General features: G+C 65.5%; 17 protein-coding genes. 1 reads left to right on the forward strand and 16 read right to left on the reverse strand.

Going from position 1 to position 18433, the window contains the following annotated elements; all coding sequences use genetic code 11:
- Window positions 1–6 precede the first annotated feature (6 nt).
- The 15 genes from CFB41_RS09505 to ndk form a co-directional block, all read right to left on the reverse strand.
- A complete protein-coding gene (locus CFB41_RS09505; RefSeq protein WP_011352252.1) occupies window positions 7–1353 on the reverse strand; it encodes an adenylosuccinate synthase in 1347 nt (448 codons plus the stop codon).
- Window positions 1354–1466: 113 nt separating this feature from the next.
- On the reverse strand, window positions 1467–2615 hold the full coding sequence (locus CFB41_RS09510; RefSeq protein ID WP_089440226.1) for an ATP phosphoribosyltransferase regulatory subunit: 1149 nt from the start codon (window positions 2613–2615) through the stop codon (window positions 1467–1469).
- A 114-nt stretch (window positions 2616–2729) separates the two neighbouring features.
- Window positions 2730–2921 (reverse strand): DUF2065 domain-containing protein, encoded by a 192-nt coding sequence (locus CFB41_RS09515; RefSeq protein WP_011352254.1) that lies wholly within the window; start codon window positions 2919–2921, stop codon window positions 2730–2732.
- 36 nt (window positions 2922–2957) lie between these two features.
- On the reverse strand, window positions 2958–3857 hold the full coding sequence (gene hflC, locus CFB41_RS09520) for a protease modulator HflC (protein ID WP_089456319.1): 900 nt from the start codon (window positions 3855–3857) through the stop codon (window positions 2958–2960).
- A 15-nt stretch (window positions 3858–3872) separates the two neighbouring features.
- Window positions 3873–5213 carry an FtsH protease activity modulator HflK gene (gene hflK / locus CFB41_RS09525; protein WP_089456320.1) on the reverse strand — a complete coding sequence of 447 codons (1341 nt, stop codon included), beginning with the start codon at window positions 5211–5213 and terminating at the stop codon, window positions 3873–3875.
- Between the two features lie 47 nt (window positions 5214–5260).
- Window positions 5261–6436, reverse strand: a complete 1176-nt coding sequence (gene hflX / locus CFB41_RS09530) for a GTPase HflX (protein ID WP_179250014.1) — start codon at window positions 6434–6436, stop codon at window positions 5261–5263.
- A gap of 72 nt (window positions 6437–6508) precedes the next feature.
- Window positions 6509–6748, reverse strand: a complete 240-nt coding sequence (hfq, locus tag CFB41_RS09535) for an RNA chaperone Hfq (protein WP_006399927.1) — start codon at window positions 6746–6748, stop codon at window positions 6509–6511.
- A 154-nt stretch (window positions 6749–6902) separates the two neighbouring features.
- Entirely contained in the window at window positions 6903–8240 is a 1338-nt protein-coding gene (der, locus tag CFB41_RS09540; protein ID WP_046197066.1) for a ribosome biogenesis GTPase Der, read from the reverse strand.
- A 247-nt stretch (window positions 8241–8487) separates the two neighbouring features.
- A complete protein-coding gene (bamB, locus tag CFB41_RS09550) occupies window positions 8488–9633 on the reverse strand; it encodes an outer membrane protein assembly factor BamB (RefSeq protein WP_089425558.1) in 1146 nt (381 codons plus the stop codon).
- A 41-nt stretch (window positions 9634–9674) separates the two neighbouring features.
- Window positions 9675–10304 (reverse strand): tetratricopeptide repeat protein, encoded by a 630-nt coding sequence (locus CFB41_RS09555; protein ID WP_089456322.1) that lies wholly within the window; start codon window positions 10302–10304, stop codon window positions 9675–9677.
- Window positions 10305–10359: 55 nt separating this feature from the next.
- Window positions 10360–11700, reverse strand: a complete 1341-nt coding sequence (hisS, locus tag CFB41_RS09560; RefSeq protein WP_089456323.1) for a histidine--tRNA ligase — start codon at window positions 11698–11700, stop codon at window positions 10360–10362.
- Between the two features lie 16 nt (window positions 11701–11716).
- Window positions 11717–13021 (reverse strand): flavodoxin-dependent (E)-4-hydroxy-3-methylbut-2-enyl-diphosphate synthase, encoded by a 1305-nt coding sequence (gene ispG, locus CFB41_RS09565; protein ID WP_089425933.1) that lies wholly within the window; start codon window positions 13019–13021, stop codon window positions 11717–11719.
- Window positions 13022–13133: 112 nt separating this feature from the next.
- Window positions 13134–14159 (reverse strand): helix-turn-helix domain-containing protein, encoded by a 1026-nt coding sequence (locus CFB41_RS09570; protein ID WP_089456324.1) that lies wholly within the window; start codon window positions 14157–14159, stop codon window positions 13134–13136.
- A gap of 164 nt (window positions 14160–14323) precedes the next feature.
- Window positions 14324–15463: a 23S rRNA (adenine(2503)-C(2))-methyltransferase RlmN gene (gene rlmN, locus CFB41_RS09575; RefSeq protein WP_046545853.1), complete on the reverse strand. Its 1140-nt coding sequence runs from the start codon at window positions 15461–15463 to the stop codon at window positions 14324–14326.
- 55 nt (window positions 15464–15518) lie between these two features.
- The gene (ndk, locus tag CFB41_RS09580; protein WP_006478674.1) at window positions 15519–15944 is read right to left on the reverse strand and encodes a nucleoside-diphosphate kinase; all 426 of its coding nucleotides are present in this window, start codon (window positions 15942–15944) and stop codon (window positions 15519–15521) included.
- Between the two features lie 249 nt (window positions 15945–16193).
- Between ndk and CFB41_RS09585 the strand changes: the two genes are divergently transcribed.
- On the forward strand, window positions 16194–16892 hold the full coding sequence (locus CFB41_RS09585; RefSeq protein ID WP_006761414.1) for a Bax inhibitor-1/YccA family protein: 699 nt from the start codon (window positions 16194–16196) through the stop codon (window positions 16890–16892).
- A gap of 63 nt (window positions 16893–16955) precedes the next feature.
- Here the strand turns inward: CFB41_RS09585 and rlmD are convergent, their stop codons facing one another.
- Window positions 16956–18410 (reverse strand): 23S rRNA (uracil(1939)-C(5))-methyltransferase RlmD, encoded by a 1455-nt coding sequence (gene rlmD, locus CFB41_RS09590; protein WP_069248106.1) that lies wholly within the window; start codon window positions 18408–18410, stop codon window positions 16956–16958.
- Window positions 18411–18433 lie beyond the last annotated feature (23 nt).

The following is an 18433-nucleotide window of genomic DNA, read 5'->3' on the forward strand; positions in this document are numbered from 1 at the left end:
TGAAAATTACACCTTGAACGGATGGCGGAGCAGGATCGTTTCGTCGCGGTCCGGACCCGTCGACACCATGTCGACCGGCACGCCAGCCACTTCCTGGACCCGGGTCAGGTACGCCTGCGCATTCGCCGGCAATGCTTCCCACGTCTTGATGCCGACCGTGCTTTCCTTCCAGCCGGCAAACGTTTCGTATACAGGCTCGCAACGGGCCACGTCAGCGGCGCCGCGCGGCAGGATGTCCGCATCCTTGCCGTCGATCTTGTAGCCGACGCACAGCTTGACTTCGTCGAGGCCGTCGAGCACGTCGAGCTTCGTCATGCACAGGCCCGACACGCCGTTGATCTGGATCGAGCGGCGCAGTGCGGCGGCGTCGAGCCAGCCGGTGCGGCGCGGACGGCCGGTGACCGAACCGAATTCCTTGCCGACGTTCGCGAGCGTGACGCCAACCTGGTCCTGACGCTGCGGATTGTCCGCATCGTACAGTTCGCTCGGGAACGGGCCCGAGCCGACGCGCGTGCAATAGGCCTTCGTGATGCCGAGGATGTAGTTGAGCTTCTGCGGACCCACACCCGCGCCGGCCGACGCCGCACCTGCGACGCAGTTGCTCGACGTGACGAACGGATAGGTGCCGTGGTCGATGTCGAGCAGCGTGCCTTGCGCGCCTTCGAACAGCAGGTTCTGGCCCGCATTGTTCGCGTCGTACAGGCGGCGCGACACGTCGGCCACCATCGGCTTCAGGCGGTCGGCATAACCCAGCATCGTGTCGAGCGTGGCCTGGAAATCGACAGCCGCGCCGCCCAGGTACTGGGTCAGCACGAAGTTGTGGAAATCGAGGTTTTCGCGCAGGCGGTCAGCGAAGGTCTTCGCGTCGAAGAGGTCCTGCACGCGCAGCGCGCGGCGGCCAACCTTGTCTTCGTACGCAGGGCCGATGCCGCGGCCCGTCGTACCGATCTTGCCGGCGCCCTTGCGCGCTTCGCGCGCCTGGTCGATCGCGATGTGGTACGGCAGGATCAGCGTCGTGGCTTCGGAAATGAACAGGCGGTCGCGCACGTTCACGCCGGCTTCTTCCAGCTCGCCGATTTCTTTGAACAGTGCTTCGGGGGACAGGACGACGCCGTTGCCGATGTAGCAGGCGACGCCTTCACGCATGATGCCCGACGGAATGAGGCGCAAGATCGTCTTCTTGCCGCCGATGATGAGGGTGTGGCCGGCGTTGTGACCGCCCTGGAAACGCACGACGCCCTGAGCGTGGTCCGTCAGCCAGTCGACGATCTTGCCCTTGCCTTCATCACCCCATTGCGTTCCCACGACGACGACATTGCGCCCGGGAGTCACGTTCACTGCGCTGGCAGACATGTTGATTCGTTAGCTGGTTAAAAACGTATTCTACCTATGTTCGCGGGCGATTCCGAATTTTTCCGTTTCGCTTCAACGATATGCACGCCGAAGCACGTCCCGCGAACGCCTGTTTATCGGGGTTCGACCACCCATGCGCCGTTGCGCTCGACGAGCGAACGGTCGCATGCGAACTCGTCGAGCACATGATCGTGGCCCGGCAGCGCCTGGATCACGACCTCACCCGCATCGCGCAGCGCCGCGACGGCCGCGCTCAGTGCGTCGTCCTGCGCCCACGGCGCGAGAATCGCGGTGCCGCGCGCCTCGACCGGCGAAATCCGCGCGAGCTCGCGCAGGTCGAGCGAGAAGCCCGTAGCGGGACGGGCACGGCCATACGCCTGGCCGACGTGGTCGTAGCGGCCGCCCCGCGCAATCGCGTTCGGCACGCCATCGATGTAGGCGCTGAACATCGCGCCGCTGTGATACGCATAGCCACGCAGGTCGCCGAGATCGATCGCCACTTCGGCACCTTTCGCCTGCGCCGCGAGCTGCGCCAGATCGTCGAGCGCCCGTGTGATTTCGGGCAGCACCGGCAAGCGTGCGCGCGCCTCGGCGAGCACGCTTGCGTCGCCATAGAGATGCGGCAGCGCGCGCAGCGCGGCGCGCGTGTCGGCACCGAGATCGTCGGTGAGCTCGTTCAGCAGCGGCACGTCCTTGCCCGACAGCGCGTCGTACAGCGACTCGCCGCGCTCGGCGGCCTGCGCATCGCGCGCCAGCAGCGCCGCGAGCACGCCCGCATGGCCGAGGTCGAGACGGATGCGCGACAGGCCCGCGAGATGCAGCGCGTCGAGCATCAGTTGCTGGATCTCGAGGTCGGCTTCCAGCCCGGCATGCCCGTAGATTTCGGCGCCGATCTGGATCTGCTCGCGCGTCGCGTGCAGACCGCGCGGACGCGTATGCATCACGTGGCCCGCATAGCAGAGGCGCGTCACGCCCTGGCGGTTCAACAGGTGCGCGTCGATCCGCGCGACCTGCGGCGTGATGTCCGCACGCAGGCCGAGGGTGCGACCCGACAGCTGGTCGACCAGCTTGAAGGTGCGCAGGCGCAGATCTGCACCGCCGCTCGTCAGCAGCGATTCGAGATACTCGAGCAGCGGCGGCATCACCATTTCGTAGCCATACGAACGGAAGCGGTCGAGCAGCCTGCGGCGCAGCTCCTCGATCTTGCGCGCTTCCGACGGCAGTACGTCGGCGATATTCTCGGGAAGTAACCAGGTCGACATCGGTACGGTCCTACGACGGGAAACAGCGCGCGACACGCGCGCCGCGATGTGAATCGGAAATTCTGAATTCGGGCGGGACGAACGGCGGATAAGCCGTCCGGATCAGGTCTCCGGTCAGGTGGCGAGCAGCAGCAGTATGAGCCCGAGCACCATCACGATCAGCCCGCCGATCCGGATATGATGCGGCGGCCGCTCAGCTATTCTACGAAACGTGTCGCGCCAGGCGACGGGAAACACGAAGGGGAACGCCCCCTCGATGATCAGCATCAGCGCTACTGCGAGCAACAACGAGCCAGCCAGGTCCATGCGAGCGACGGCGCCGCTCGACGCGGCGCCCCAAGGTCAGTGTTTGCGGGGAGCAGGCGCCGCCGGTGCGGCACCGCCCGTCGGGCTGCGCATGAAGCGGAAGAACTCGCTGTCGGGATCGACGACGATGACGTCGTTGCGCTTGAACGTGTTCCGGTAAGCCTGCAGGCTCGCGTAGAACTGGTAGAACTGCGGATCGCGGCCGAACGCGTCGGCGGCAATCGTCGCGGCCTTCGCGTCGCCCTCGCCCTTGATCGTCTGTGCGGACTTGTACGCGTTCGCGAGCACGGCCTGCTGTTCGCGTTCGGCGTCCGCCTTGATCTGCTCGACGTCGGCCGCGCCTTGCGCACGCACCTGCGCCGCCTGATCGCGCAGCGCGCCGATCATCCGCTGATAGACGGCATCGGTCTGCGCGGCCGGCAAATCGACGCGCGTCAACTGGACGTCGACCACGTCAACGCCGAAACCGGACGCCTTCGCCTTCACCTCGTCGCGGGCCGCATCGGCGATCGCACGCTGGCCGCCAAGCGCGTCGTCGAGCGCGCGCTTGCCGAACGCGTCACCGAGTGCGCTCTTCAGCGCGCCGGCGAGACGATCACCGGCTGCCGACGGGTCACCGCCCGTCGTCGTGAAATACTTCATCGGATCGCTGATCCGGTACTTCACCGCGTAGGCGACGAGCAGGTCGCGCTTGTCTTCCGTTGCCAGTTGCAGCGGATCCGACGACTCGAGCGATTGCAGGCGCGTGTCGATCAGCGTGGCCGTCTGCAGCGGCGGCGGCAATTTGAAATGGATGCCAGGGCCGGCCAATTCGGGTTGCGCGCCGTCGCGCCCCGACAGCACGGCCGCATGGCGCGGATCGACGGTAAGGACGGTCGACGATGCCGCGAAGGCAACGATCACGATTGCGACGACGAGCGCAATGATTCGGTTCATGTTCTGCGCTCCCCGTTACTTCAGATCGTCTTCGCGCGACCGGCTGCGAAACGCCTCGCGCGATCGCAGCACGTCGGCGCCCGACGCCGCCACGGCCGACGCCGCACTCGCGGGCGCCGCCGCAGCCGGCGCGGCAGCCGCCGGTGCCGACGCCGCGTCGGGCGCGGATGCGCCCGTGGACGTCGCGGCGTTTTGTCGCCCCTGCTCGACGAGCTTGTCGAGCGGCAGATACACGACGCTGTTGCCGCCCTTGTTGCCGACGAAGACTTTCGTCGAATTCGAATAGATTTCCTGCATCGTCTCGAGATACATCCGCTCGCGGATCACCGCAGGCGCCTTCGAGTACTGCGCATAGACCTGCTTGAAGCGGTCGGCATCGCCTTCGGCTTCCGTGACCACGCGATCGGCATACGCCTTCGCTTCGTCGACGAGCTTCGCCGCATCGCCCTGCGCCTTCGGCAGCAAGTCGTTTGCATACGCTTGCGCGGCGCGCTTCGCGGCCTCGCGCTCGTCGCGTGCCTTCGCGACTTCACCGTACGCGGCTTGCGTCTGCTCGGGCGCCGCAACACTCTGCATCGTGACGGCCGTCACCTCGAGCCCCGACTGGTAGCGATCGAGATCGCGCTGGATCGCGGCGGAGAGCTGCTCGCGCAGCGCGTCGCGGTCCTGGTTCAGCACGTCGGCCGCGCTGCGCGTGCCGACGATCGCGCGTACCGCGGCCTGGGCGGCCTGCGAGACGCTGCGCTCGGGGTCGACACTGCGGAACAGGTAATCGGTCGCGGAACGGATGCGGTACTGCACGATGAAGCGCACGTCGACGATATCGGCGTCGCGCGTCAGCATCGCCGCTTCCTTCACGTTCGCGAGACGCACGACGTTGTTGCGGCCGATCTCGATCGAACGGACCTGCGACGTATCGACGATCTCGTGCGACGCGAACGGATACGGCGCGCGCCAGTGCACGCCCTGACCGACCGTGCCCGACAGCTTGCCGAGCTGCAGCACGACGCCCGTCTGCCCTTCCTGCACGACGAACAGCCCGCTGCCTGCGTAGACCGCGACCAGCACGCCGATCACGATGCCGACGCCAACGCGCGCGGCTCGCCCGTTGTCAGGACGGAAGCCGTTGCCGCCCTTGCCGCCGAACAGGCCGTTCAGGCGCCGGTTGAAGTTGCGCCACATCTCGTCGAGATCGGGCGGACCATCGCCGTCGCCACCTTGCGGACGCTTCGATTCGTTCGGGCGGGGACGGGATCCGTCTTTGCCATTGCCTTCACCGCGCCCCCAGCGGGGATCGTTGATCGACAGCAAGGCGCGCATCCGCCGCCAGGTACTCCGCTCGTTGTATTCGTTCACCAGAGTTTGTTCACCAGATTAGACGCCGACGAACCGGCCGGGACCGGTTAGCGCCCGTGTTCGGAAATCGTGTGGTCTTCGTGTGGTTCAGCGGGGGCGCCGTCGAGCGCGCCGTTGGGTAACGTCGCGCTGGAAAGGTGTTCCGCGGAGGCGATTTCGGCGATGGCGGCACGCAACGTATCAAGACCCTGACCGGTGCGCGCGCTCAAAAAGACGCGCGAAATATTACCATACTCGTCCCGCTCGACCGTGTCGCCGCGGGCCGCCAGCTCAGGCACGGCGTCGATCTTGTTGAACACCAGCACCTGGCGGATCGTGTCCGCGCCGATCTCGTGCAGCACGCCATTGACCTGCTCGATCTGCTCGAGCCTGACCGCGCTCGACGCATCGACCACGTGCAGCAGCAGATCCGCGTGGATCGTTTCCTCGAGGGTCGCACGGAATGCGGCGACCAGTTGGTGAGGCAACTCGCGGATGAACCCGACCGTATCCGACACGACGATCTGGCCGACCTCGTCGCCGAGGTACACGCGCCGCGACGTCGTATCGAGCGTGGCGAACAGCTGGTCGGCCGCGTAGGCCTGCGCTTTCGTCAGCGCATTGAACAGCGTCGACTTGCCCGCGTTCGTATAGCCGACGAGCGACACCGACATCGTGCCGCTGCGCGCGCGCTGGCGGCGTTGCGTGCTGTGTTGCCGGCGCAAGCGGTCGAGCCGCGACTTCAGCATCTTGATGCGTTCGCCGATCAGGCGGCGGTCGGTTTCGAGCTGGGTTTCACCGGGGCCGCGCAGGCCGATACCACCCTTCTGCCGTTCAAGGTGGGTCCATGCGCGAATGAGCCGCGTCGACAGGTACTGAAGCTGCGCGAGCTCGACCTGCAGCTTGCCTTCGTGGCTGCGGGCACGCTGGGCAAAGATGTCGAGGATGAGACTGGTGCGATCGACCACGCGCCTGTTAAGTGCCTGCTCCAGATTACGTTGCTGGGCGGGCGCCAGTGCGTGGTTGAAGATGACGATTTCGACGTTGTGCGCGTCGCAGGCGAGCCGGAGTTCTTCGGCCTTGCCGCTGCCGATGAACATCTTGGCATCGGGACTGGAACGACGCCCCGTGAGGGTGACTGCGGGACGGGCCCCCGCGCTGGAGGCGAGAAGACTGAGTTCTTCGAGACTGGCTTCGAAATCGGTCTTGCCGAAATCGATGCCGACGAGCGCTGCGTTGATCAAATTTTCAGGTGTCAAGATAAGGCGGCTGGCATCGGTCGCTCGCGGCGACCGGATGCCGGCCGCTGCGATAGGTTAGGACGAGGCTTCCGCGTCCGGGTGGAAATTCACCGGGCGCGCCGGCACGACCGTCGAGATGGCGTGCTTGTACACCATCTGGGTCACCGTATTACGGAGCAACACGACGTACTGGTCGAACGATTCAATGTTCCCTTGAAGCTTGATGCCGTTGACGAGGTAGATCGAAACGGGAACGTGCTCTTTGCGCAGTGCGTTCAAAAACGGGTCTTGTAACAATTGCCCTTTGTTGCTCATGGCGTACTCCATCTTTTTTTGCAGGTTGATCTGGACTGGCGGCGAAGAAAAAGAGATCCGGCGCCAATCGCTACACTATAGCCGATTTTGCCTGGCTCGCCGGGGGCATAGGCCTTGCGGCCAACCCCTTGCGTGACGCGTGTAACAGACGTCTTCAGCTCTTGTCCGCGTACGGATTGTTCGACGAACGGAACTCTATGCGCAATGGAGTCCCTGTCAGCGAGAAAGTTTCGCGGAACCGGTTTTCCAGGTAACGCTTGTACGTTTCCGTCACGGCGTCGAGCGCGTTACCGTGGATGACGATGATCGGCGGATTCTGGCCGCCCTGGTGCGCGTAGCGCAGCTTCGGACGCACCGGGCCGCGACGGCGCGGCTGCTGGAACTCGACCGCCTCGATCAGCGCGCGCGTGAGCTTCGGCGTCGGCAGCTTCGCCATCGCCGCCGCGTACGCGTCGTCGACCGAGCGCATCAGCGTGCCGATGCCCGTCTTCTTCGTGGCCGAAATGAAGTGCGATTTCGCGAAGTCGAGGAATTTCAGCTTGCGGGTCAAATCCGCTTTCGCGCGATCGCGCGCATGCTCGTCGAGCCCGTCCCACTTGTTGACGCCGATCACGAGCGCGCGGCCCTGTTCGACGACGAAGCCGGCGATGTGTGCGTCCTGGTCGGAAATGTCCTGCTGCGCATCCAGCAGAAGTATGACGACGTTCGCGTCGGAGATCGACTGCAGCGTCTTCACGACCGAGAACTTCTCGATCGCCTCGAACACCTTGCCGCGGCGGCGCAGGCCGGCCGTGTCGATCAGCGTGTATTTCTTGCCGTTGCGCTCGAAGTCGACGTAGATCGAATCGCGCGTCGTACCCGGCATGTCGAACGCGATCACGCGATCCTCGCCGATCAGCGCGTTCACGAGCGTCGACTTGCCGACGTTCGGGCGGCCGACGATCGCGATCTTGATGCCGCGCGAAGGATCGTTCTCGTCCTCTTCCTCCGGACGGTCCGCATACGCGACATCCAGCGCCTCGTTGATCATGTCGGTGACGCCGTCACCGTGCGCAGCCGAGATCGCACGCGGATCGCCGAGCCCGAGCTCGTAGAAGTCCGTCGCGACCGCCGTGTACTTCATCCCCTCGGCCTTGTTGACGACGAGGAAGATCGGCCGGCCGGTCTTGCGCAGGTAGTCGGCGATCGACTTGTCCTGCGGCGCGAGGCCGTTACGGCCGTCGACGATGAACACGACGACGTCGGCTTCCTCGACGGCCTGCCGCGTCTGGCGTGCCATCTCGTGCAGGATGCCGTCCTTCGCGACGGGCTCGAAGCCGCCCGTGTCGACGACCAGGTACGGCCGCTCGCCGACGCGACCTTCGCCGTAATGGCGATCGCGCGTCAGGCCCGGCAAGTCGGCGACCAGCGCATCGCGCGAGCGCGTGAGCCGGTTGAACAGCGTGGATTTCCCCACATTGGGGCGCCCAACGAGGGCAATGACCGGTTTCATCTGTGTTTTCTACGGTGAAGCGCAGCAGCGGGAGGCCCGCTGCTGCGGGCGGCTGCGCTGAATGAAAATATCACGAATTCGCGCCGCGCCGGATGCGCGCGCCTGGCGCGCGCTGCGCGCCATCGTCTTTCGTCTCGAACTGCCTTTCAAATACCGAGCGGCCGGGAGCACCGGCCGCCTTCAAGTCACGCGGCCGCGGCGCACGGGACACGCCCGTCGCGCCGCGGCCGCGCATGTTTCCTGCGCGTCAGCGCGGACGGAATCCGTACAGACCGCCGTCCTTCGTCTGCACGACGAGTGTATTGCCCGCGAGGACCGGCGCCGCCGTAATCGCGCTGCCGTCGGTCTTCATCCGTGCGATGAAGCTGCCGTCTTCACGCGACAGGAAGTGCACGAAGCCCTTGTAGTCGCCCAACACGACCGCATGCCCGAGCAGATACGGCACGCCGACGTCACGGCTCTTCAGCTTGTCGTTGCGCCACAGCTGGTTGCCCGACGCAGCATCGTACGCGGTCACGACCGACCAGTCGTCGCCGCCGGCGACCACCGAGTCGTCCTGCGCGAGGCCGCTGCGGCTCGAGAACGCCTTTTCCCACAGCGGGCGGCCCGAGTTCGCATCGAAGCAGCCAAGCTGACCCTGGAACGTCACCGCGCAGGCTTCCGCGCCCACGAGCGTCGGCGGACCGCTGACGTCGTTGATGCGCTCGACTTCGGTCACGCCCTTCGGGAACGACACCGGCGTCTGCCAGAACGGCTCGCCCGTCTGCAGGTTGATCGCGACCAGCCCGCCGCCGGGGAAGCCCGCCAGCACCGCCGCGTCACCCGCGAACGTCATGCCGGCCGACACGCGCAGGTTCAGCGGCACCGCGCGGTTGCGGTAGTTCCACTTCTGCTCGCCCGTCTGCGCGTTGAACGCGATCACCTGGCCGTCGATCGTGCGGACGACCACGAGGCCGTTGCCGACGAGCGGCGGCGAGAAGATCTCGCCCTGCACGGTGGTCTTCCACAGTTGCTTGCCGTCCGGGCCCAGCACGAACACGCCGCCCTTCAGCGCGCCGACCGCGGTCAGGTTGCCGTCGCTGCCGACACCGGCCGACAGGTCGGAGCCGACCTTCGCGCGCCAGAGCGTCTGGCCCGTCTTCGCGTCGATCTTCTCGACCGAACCGTTCTCGCCCGCTGCATAGACGGCGTCGCCCACGGCCACCGGCGAGAACAGGTAGCGCCCGCCCTTGCCGACGCTCGCCTTCCAGACCTGTTGCACGTCCATCACGGGCTTGAACTCGGTGAGCGGCGTAGGCACGCGGCGCGCGTCCTTCGACGACGAGCAGGCCGCCAGTGCGAGGACAGCCGCCGCGCAGGCAACGGGCACAGCGTAACGTTTCAGCAAATTCATCGGTTAGCGAAGCAGAGTTAAGAGGTTGAGGGGACCGGGATTCAGCCGCCGAGCGCGTCCAGCTTGAACTGCACGAGCTGGCGCGCAGACTGGTCGTCCTTCGACAGGCCGTCGAGCGCGAGCTTGTACGCCGCGCGCGCATCGTCGGTCTTGCCTTGCGCGGCAAGCAGATCGCCGCGGCGATCGGCCACGAGGCCCTTGAATGCATCGACCGGCGTGCCCGACAGCAGCGCGAGGCCCGCATCGTACGCCTTCTCGTCGAGCAGCAGCGACGCGAGACGCAGCTTCGCGATCTGCTTGTACTCGTCATCCTTGGCGTGATCGGCGGCCCATTGCAACTGCGCCTTCGCACCGGCCGAGTCGCCGGCTGCGTACAGCGTCTTCGCAGCGGCGAGTGCAGTCATCTGCGCATACGGCGTGCTGCCGAACTTGTCTTCCATGTCGGCGGCCGCGCGCGCGATCGTCGCCTTGTCGTTCGCGGCGGCGGCCTTCTGGACCTGTTCGTACAGCCCGGACGCCTCGGCAGCCTGACGGCGCTGCCAGTAGTTCCAGCCGTTGAAACCGGCCGCGACGACGAGCGCCGCGAGCACGATCCACGTGGTGAGGTTGCCCCAGCGGGCCCACCACGCCTTGACACTTTCAATCGATTCTTGTTCGTCGTGGTAACTCATCGGCGAGCGATTCCTTCCTGTTCAGGCTTTTCTTGTCGAGCGGATGCCAGCGCGATCAGTCGTCGCCGTCTTCGGCGGATGCAACCATCGCATTGATTAGAAATTCGGTCAAGCCTTCGACCGGTACGGTCTGCTGAACGTTCTTTTCCCCGTCTCCGCCCGCACCGCGCAGCGCTTTCACGCCCACCGTGCCGTTCGCGACCTCTTCTTCACCGAAGATCACCGCGAACGCGGCGCCGCTTGCGTCGGCCCGTTTCATCTGCGACTTGAAGCTCGCCGGCGCGCCGTCGGCGCTGCAGTGGAAGATCACGTCGAGGCCCGTGTCGCGCAGGCGCTCGGCCGCGATGAACGCCTGTTCACGCGCGGTCTCGCCCTGATGCACGACGTACACGTCGACGCCTTCCTGCTCGGGCGCGAGATCCTCTTCCTTCAGCAGCTCGAGGATCCGCTCGATGCCCATCGCCCAGCCGCATGCGGCGGTCGGCTTGCCGCCGAGCTGCTCGATCAGCGGATCGTAGCGGCCGCCGGCTGCGACCGTGCCCTGCGCGCCGAGCTTGTCGGTGACCCACTCGAACACGGTCAGGTTGTAGTAGTCCAGACCACGCACGAGACGCGGGTTGATCTTGAACGGAATGTTGTTCGCGAGCAGCAGGCGCTGCAGCCCTGCGAAGTGCGCGCGCGACTCGTCGCCGAGGAAGTCGATCAGCTTCGGCGCGTTCTGCGCGATTTCCTGCAGCGCGGGGTTCTTCGTGTCGAGCACGCGCAGCGGGTTCGTATACAGGCGGCGCTTCGCATCCTCGTCGAGCACGTCGGCGAACTGCTCGAGGTACTTGATCAGTTCGACGCGATGCGCGGCACGCTCTTCGGCGAGGCCGAGCGAGTTGATCTCGAGCTTGATGCCGGTCAGGCCGAGGTCGTCCCACAGGCGCTGGCACATCATGATGATCTCGGCATCCGCATCAGGACCCGCGAAGCCGAGCGCTTCGACGCCGACCTGGTGGAACTGGCGATAGCGGCCGCGCTGCGGACGCTCGTGACGGAACATCGGGCCGATGTACCACAGGCGCTTCGGGCCGTCGTACAGCATGTTGTGCTCGATCGACGCGCGCACGACCGCCGCGGTATTTTCCGGGCGCATCGTCAGGTTCTCGCCGTTCAGCGCGTCGGTGAAGCTGTACATCTCTTTTTCGACGATGTCGGTGACCTCACCGATGCCGCGCGTGAAGAGCTGCGTGTGCTCGACGATCGGCGTGCGGATGTTCTGGTAACCGTATGCGCGCAGCAGCGATTTCACCGTAGCTTCGAAGAACTCCCAAAGGCCGGCATCCTGCGGAAGGATGTCGTTCATGCCCTTGACGCCGGTGAGCTTCTCGATCTTGCGTTTTTGTTCAGTCATCGTGTGTGTGGACGAATTAGTTCGTGGCCTCAGCGCGGCCGTAGTTGCGTTCGACGTAGTCGCTGACGATCTGTTGGAATTCCTCGGCGATCCGCTCGCCGCGCAGCGTCTTGACCTTCTCGCCGTCGATGAAGACAGGCGCGGCCGGGTTCTCGCCCGAGCCCGGCAGGCTGATGCCGATGTTCGCGTGCTTCGATTCGCCCGGACCGTTGACGATGCAGCCCATCACCGCGACGTTCATTTTCTCGACGCCCGGATACGCCTTGCGCCAGACCGGCATCTGTTCGCGCAGGTAGGTCTGGATCTGCATCGCCAGTTCCTGGAACAGCGTGCTCGTCGTACGGCCGCAGCCCGGGCACGCGATCACCATCGGTGCGAACGAGCGCAGGCCCATCGTCTGCAGGATTTCCTGGCCGACGATCACCTCACCCGTGCGCGACGCGCCCGGTTCCGGCGTCAGCGAGATGCGGATCGTGTCGCCGATCCCTTCCTGAAGCAGCACGCCGAGTGCAGCCGTCGATGCGACGATGCCCTTCGAGCCCATGCCGGCCTCGGTCAGCCCGAGGTGCAGCGCGAAGCCGCAGCGGCGGCTGAGTTCGCGGTACACGGCGATCAGGTCCTGCACGCCGCTGACCTTGCACGACAGAATGATGCGGTTGCGGCCAAGGCCCAGTTCGACCGCACGCTCGGCCGAGCCGATCGCCGACTGGATCAGCGCCTCGTACATCACGCTCTGCGCATCCCACGGCTGCGAACGCGCCCCGTTCTCGTCCATCATGCGCGCGAGCAGATCCTGGTCGAGACTGCCCCAGTTCACGCCGATCCGCACCGGCTTGTCGTACTTGGCCGCCGCCTCGATCATCTGTGCGAACTGCGTATCGCGCTTCGCGCCCTGGCCGACGTTGCCCGGGTTGATCCGGTACTTCGACAGCGACTCGGCGCAGCCCGGGTAGTCACGCAGCAGCAGGTGGCCGTTGTAGTGGAAATCGCCGACGAGCGGCACGGTCACGCCCATGCGATCGAGCTGCTCGCGGATCGCCGGCACGGCGGCCGCGGCCTCGGGCGTGTTGACCGTGATGCGCACCAGTTCGGAGCCCGCGTTCGCGAGTTCCTTGATCTGGATTGCCGTGCCGATCGCGTCGGCCGTGTCGGTATTCGTCATCGACTGCACGCGCACCGGCGCGTCGCCGCCGATCGTCACGAGCTGCCCGCCCCAGCGGACATCCACCGCATGCGATACGCGGCGCGGCTGGTGCCCGCCGAACACCGGCTCGGTTGAACAAATCTGACTGCTGCGTGGGGATTGAGCTTCGGATTGCATCGATAGATCCATTTACGCGGAATGCGCCGCGACGCGGCGCATGAATTGAAAAAGCGCCGTGCCCTCGCGGCCTGCCGATATCGACGACAGGCCTTCGCCACGGCGCTTGACGTCAGGGCAACGTGAACCGCGCCACATTACCCCGCGCTGCCGAATATTTTGCCGGATCGACAGGTTTTCCGTCGAACACGATCGCGTCGAGGCCCGCCTTGTTGCCGATCGTGACCTTGAACGAGCCCTCGCCGGCGACCTGCTTCGCCTCGCCGCCGTGCACCAGCCCGGAGAACAGCTCCTTGCCGCTCTTGTCGCGCACGCTGAACCAGCTGTCCTGCTTGACCTTCAGTTCGATCATCGACTGGCCGGCCGCCACCGCGACGCTCGCCGGCTGGGCCGGCACGGCGGCGCTTGCCGCCGTCGTTGCCACGACCGGCTGCGATGCGGCTGCCGTCACGACCGGCGCCACAGGCGCGGGTGCCGGAGCAGCCGACGCAACTGCCGGCGCCGGGGCTGCAGATGCAACAGCCGGGGCCGGAACCTCATTCGCGACTGCCGCGGACGCACCGCTCGAGGCTGCCCCTTCGACGGATGACGACGATGCCGCCGGCGCGCTTGCGGCCGACGCATGCTCGGCATCGCCGCTCTTGAAGCGCGCGAGCAGGCTCGACGAATCGCCGCCAGTGTGCCACATCAGTACGGCGACCACCGCGACGACGACGATCCCCGTGCCCCAGAGCCACGGGTGATGCCGCGACGACCCGCCCAGCGGAATCGACACGCGGCCGCGCGGCAGATCCGTCCCCGACGACGCGGGCATCGACAGGTCGACTTCCGGCACCCCGCGCTCACGGCGCAACGCCTGCGCGAACGGTTCCGGATCGACGCCGAGCATCTTCGCGTAGCTGCGCACGACACCGAGCGCGAACGTCACGCCGGGCAAATGGCTGATGTCACCGGCCTCGAGTGCCCGAAGCTTCTGCGGTGCGACCTTGAGTCGCGCCGACACGTCGTCGACGGTCCAACCCCTGGTCTCCCGAAGCTGCGCCAGTCGGCTGCCGACTGCCGCAAGCGATTCCAACCCTGCCGGTGCCGGCTTCGCGCCATTCGTCTCTGCGCCGTTAGACGGCTGCGGCTCACTCATCCTTGTCCTCGCGTCGATTCTTCTTCACTGGCGGCCGCCGCCGGTTCCCGCCGGCCGGCACCCGCAACTGTCCATACCATGCGCGACGCCGAGGCGCCGCGACCGATCGCTATTCGCGTGTTGTACCGCTTAAAGGCCCTGGCATCCCCGGCCAGGCATCCCTGTCAAATCGCCCGAACTTCGATGATTTTTCCTGCTGCGCCCGTCCGTTCCGCGAGGCGCGTGCGGTCCTTCACTGCACCGGCCAACTGGCCGCACGCGGCATCGATGTCGTCGCCGCGCGTCTTGCGCACGGTCGTGACGACACCCGCGTCGATGAGGACCTGTGCAAAGCGCTTGATCTGCTCCGGCTTCGAGCGGATGAGGCCCGATTCCGGAAACGGATTGAACGGGATCAGATTGAACTTGCACGGCACATCGCGTGTGACGGCCAGCAGTTCGCGTGCGTGCGCTTCGGTGTCGTTGACGCCGTCCAGCATGCAGTATTCGAAAGTGATGAAGTCGCGCGGCGCGACTTTCAGATAACGCTGGCAAGCCGCCATCAGCTCGCGCAGCGGATACTTCTTGTTGAGCGGCACCAGCTCGTCGCGCAACGGATCGTTCGGCGCGTGCAGCGACACGGCCAGCGCGACCGGCAGCTCGGCGCCGAGGCGGTCCATCATCGGCACCACGCCGGACGTCGACAGCGTGACGCGGCGGCGCGACAGGCCGTACGCGTTGTCGTCGAGCATCAGCCGCATCGCCGGCACGACCGCGCTGTAATTCAGCAGCGGCTCGCCCATACCCATCATCACCACGTTGGTGACGACCCGTTCGGCCTTGCCGTTCGGACCGGGCGCGCGGCCCAGGGACGCTCGCAATGCAAATTCGGCCATCCGGAGCTGACCGATGATTTCGGCTGTCGACAGGTTGCGGGAAAAGCCCTGCTTGCCCGTCGAACAGAAGCGGCAGTTGACCGCACACCCGGCCTGCGACGACACGCACAGCGTGCCGCGCGTCTCTTCCGGGATGAACACGGTTTCGACCGCATTGCCGTTTCCGACATCGATCAGCCACTTGCGCGTGCCGTCGGCGGAAACGTGATCGCTGGCGATCTCGGGCATGCCGATCGACGCGCGGCCCTTGAGTTTTTCTCTCAAGGACTTCGCGAGATCGGTCATGCCGTCGAAGTCGCCAGCGTTGTACTGGTGGATCCAGCGCTGCAACTGCTTGGCGCGGAACGGCTTCTCGCCGAGGCTGCCGCAGTACGCGACAAGACCCTCGGCATCGAAGTCGAGAAGATTGACGGAAGTTTCGCTCGTCATGATGTGCTGCCTTGCCGCGTGCGCTGAATCCTGCCTACTTGCTGCCAGCCAGGGCTTAGCGCGAGTAAACGTTCATTTCCGGGAAGAAGAACGCGATTTCGACCGCTGCCGTTTCAGCAGCGTCCGAGCCGTGCACGGCGTTCGCGTCGATGCTGTCGGCGAAGTCGGCGCGGATCGTGCCCTTTTCTGCCTTCTTCGGATCCGTTGCGCCCATCAGGTCGCGGTTCTTCAGGATCGCGCCTTCACCTTCCAGAACCTGGATCATCACCGGGCCCGAGATCATGAAATCGACGAGGTCCTTGAAGAACGGACGCGCTGCGTGAACCGCGTAGAACTTCTCTGCGTCAGCACGCGACAGGTGTGCCATGCGCGATGCGACGATCTTCAGGCCGGCGCCTTCGAAACGGCTGTAGATCTGGCCGATCACGTTCTTTGCCACCGCATCCGGCTTGATGATCGACAGGGTGCGCTCGATTGCCATAAAAACTCCAAAAAATTAAGAAGTTACAGGTTCAAATGAATCCGCTATTGTAGCACGATCCCGTGTATCATTGCGATTGAACCCTTACACACGTGAAAGGTTCCGAATCCATGTGTTTTGTGCCGCCTGGCCATTGAAACCTCCCGGCACGGAACGTATCTTAGCCATAGCTGCTCCGGTTTGCTGCGCCGCACACCGCGTGTGCCGAACCGGCCCCGGACGCCCACGCGTTCAATGTTAGGAGAAACCATGAACGACTATCCGTACAATTTCGGCCGCGGCGGTTCCGTCAGCACCGCCGAGGTTCGCAACCGCGTGCTGCGGAACACGTACTGGCTGCTCGCGCTGTCGATGGTGCCGACCGTGCTGGGCGCCTGGGTCGGCGTCGCGACAGGCTTCTCGCTGTTCGCGGCCACGAGCCCGATGATGAGCCTGCTCGCGTTCTTCGCGATCGCGTTCGGCTTCATGTTCGCGATCGAGCGGACCAAAAACAGCGCGGCCGGCGTGTTCGTGCTGCTCGGCTTCACGTTCTTCATGGGCCTGATGCTGTCGCGGCTGCTGAGCTTCATCCTCGGCTTCTCGAACGGCCCGTCGCTGATCATGCTGGCGTTCGGGGGCACCGGCATCATCTTCGCCGCGATGGCGACGATCGCCACCGTCAGCAAGCGTGACTTCTCAGGGCTCGGCAAGTGGCTGTTCATGGGCGTGATCGTGATCCTGCTCGCATCGGTCGCGAACATCTTCCTGCAACTCCCGGCGCTGATGCTCACCGTGTCGGTACTCGCGATCGCGATCTTCTCCGCGTACATGCTGTTCGACGTCCAGCGCGTCGTGAACGGCGGCGAGACGAACTACATCTCGGCAACGCTCGCGATCTACCTCGACCTGTACAACGTGTTCACGAACCTGCTCGCGCTGCTCGGCATCTTTGGCGGCAACCGCAACTGACGTTCGCTACCCCCCATGAAAAAACCGGCCCGCGGGCCGGTTTTTTTACGTCCGCCGCCCGACTCAGTCGCGCTCGAACAGCGCGATCGATTCGACGTGCGACGTATTCGGGAACATGTTCACGACACCGGCGCCCTTCAGGCGGTAGCCGGCCTCGTGCACGAGCAGGCCCGCGTCGCGCGCCAGCGTCGACGGGTTGCACGACACGTAGACGATGCGCTTCGGCAGCGGACCTTCGCCGCTCTGCGCGATCTCGGCCAGCGCCTTCGACACCGCGAGCGCGCCTTCGCGCGGCGGGTCGATCAGGAACTTGTCGAATGCGCCGAGCGCACGCATGTCGTCGCCCGTCACTTCGAACAGGTTGCGGCATGCGAACGTCGTGTGGCCGTCGACACCGTTCTCGCGCGCATTCGCCAGCGCGCGCGTCGTCAGCGTATCGCTGCCTTCGATGCCCATCACCTCGCGCGACAGGCGCGCGAGCGGCAGCGTGAAGTTGCCGATCCCGCAGAACAGGTCGAGCACGCGGTCGTCGCGCGACGGCGCGAGCAGACGCAGCGCGCGACCCACCAGCACGCGGTTGATCTGATGGTTGACCTGCGTGAAATCGGTCGGCTTGAACGGCATGCGGATGCCGAATTCCGGCAGCGTGTAGTCGAGCGACACGTCGAGCGGATAGAACGGCGTCACCGTGTCCGGCCCTTTCGGCTGCAGCCAGAACTGTACCTTGTGCTCGTCCGCGAACGCGCGCAGCAGCGCTTCGTCGTCCGCGTTGATCGGCTCCAGCACGCGCAGCACGAGCGCCGTGACTTCCGAACCGACCGCGAGCTCGATCTGCGGCATCCGATCGCGGATCGACAGCCCCTCGACCAGCCGGCGCAGCGGCACGAGCATCGCCGACACGTGCGGCGGCAGCACTTCGCAGCTCGTCATGTCGGCGACGTAGCTGCTCTTCTTCTCGTGGAACCCGACCAGCACGCCGCCCTTCTTCGCGACGTTGCGCACGGTCAGGCGCGCGCGATAGCGATAGCCCCACGACGGGCCGTGGATCGGCGCGAACATCGTTTCCGCGCGCAGCTTCGCCAGGTGCCACAGGTTGTCTTCAAGCACACGCTGCTTGACCGCCACTTGCGCCCGCATGTCGAGATGCTGCATCGAGCAGCCGCCGCAGGTGCCGAAGAACGCGCATTTCGGCTTCGTGCGCATCACGCTCGGGCGCAGAATGTCGACGACCGTCGCCTGCTCGTAGCTCGGCTTGCGGCGGAAGCTCGAATAGGTCACGCGCTCGCCCGGCAACGCGCCCTCGACGAAGATGACCTTGCCCGGCTCGCCGTCCTCGGTGATCGTGCGGCCGACACCGCGCGCTTCCATGTCGAGCGATTCGATCTCGAGAACCGGGGCGATTCCGGGCGCGACGGGCGCATTTCTTGATTTGCGCGCAGAAGTGGGGACGGCTTCGGACACCAGCTTTTCCTGACAAACGTTGAAGAAGGCGAGATTGTAGACGACGCGGGCCCGCATCGCCCGCTTTGCATGCGCCAAGC

Source organism: Burkholderia sp. AU33803 (genome assembly GCF_002223095.1).
GTDB lineage: Bacteria > Pseudomonadota > Gammaproteobacteria > Burkholderiales > Burkholderiaceae > Burkholderia.

What these genes read in the sequence shown, in the direction of transcription:
- CFB41_RS09505 (WP_011352252.1), bottom strand. Translation starts at nt 1,353, where the DNA reads ATGTCTGCCAGCGCAGTGAACGTGACTCCCGGGCGCAATGTCGTCGTC.
- CFB41_RS09510 (WP_089440226.1), bottom strand. Translation starts at nt 2,615, where the DNA reads ATGTCGACCTGGTTACTTCCCGAGAATATCGCCGACGTACTGCCGTCG.
- CFB41_RS09515 (WP_011352254.1), bottom strand. Translation starts at nt 2,921, where the DNA reads ATGGACCTGGCTGGCTCGTTGTTGCTCGCAGTAGCGCTGATGCTGATC.
- hflC (WP_089456319.1), bottom strand. Translation starts at nt 3,857, where the DNA reads ATGAACCGAATCATTGCGCTCGTCGTCGCAATCGTGATCGTTGCCTTC.
- hfq (WP_006399927.1), bottom strand. Translation starts at nt 6,748, where the DNA reads ATGAGCAACAAAGGGCAATTGTTACAAGACCCGTTTTTGAACGCACTG.
- der (WP_046197066.1), bottom strand. Translation starts at nt 8,240, where the DNA reads ATGAAACCGGTCATTGCCCTCGTTGGGCGCCCCAATGTGGGGAAATCC.
- bamB (WP_089425558.1), bottom strand. Translation starts at nt 9,633, where the DNA reads ATGAATTTGCTGAAACGTTACGCTGTGCCCGTTGCCTGCGCGGCGGCT.
- CFB41_RS09555 (WP_089456322.1), bottom strand. Translation starts at nt 10,304, where the DNA reads ATGAGTTACCACGACGAACAAGAATCGATTGAAAGTGTCAAGGCGTGG.
- hisS (WP_089456323.1), bottom strand. Translation starts at nt 11,700, where the DNA reads ATGACTGAACAAAAACGCAAGATCGAGAAGCTCACCGGCGTCAAGGGC.
- ispG (WP_089425933.1), bottom strand. Translation starts at nt 13,021, where the DNA reads ATGCAATCCGAAGCTCAATCCCCACGCAGCAGTCAGATTTGTTCAACC.
- CFB41_RS09570 (WP_089456324.1), bottom strand. Translation starts at nt 14,159, where the DNA reads ATGAGTGAGCCGCAGCCGTCTAACGGCGCAGAGACGAATGGCGCGAAG.
- rlmN (WP_046545853.1), bottom strand. Translation starts at nt 15,463, where the DNA reads ATGACGAGCGAAACTTCCGTCAATCTTCTCGACTTCGATGCCGAGGGT.
- ndk (WP_006478674.1), bottom strand. Translation starts at nt 15,944, where the DNA reads ATGGCAATCGAGCGCACCCTGTCGATCATCAAGCCGGATGCGGTGGCA.
- CFB41_RS09585 (WP_006761414.1), top strand. Translation starts at nt 16,194, where the DNA reads ATGAACGACTATCCGTACAATTTCGGCCGCGGCGGTTCCGTCAGCACC.
- rlmD (WP_069248106.1), bottom strand. Translation starts at nt 18,410, where the DNA reads ATGCGGGCCCGCGTCGTCTACAATCTCGCCTTCTTCAACGTTTGTCAG.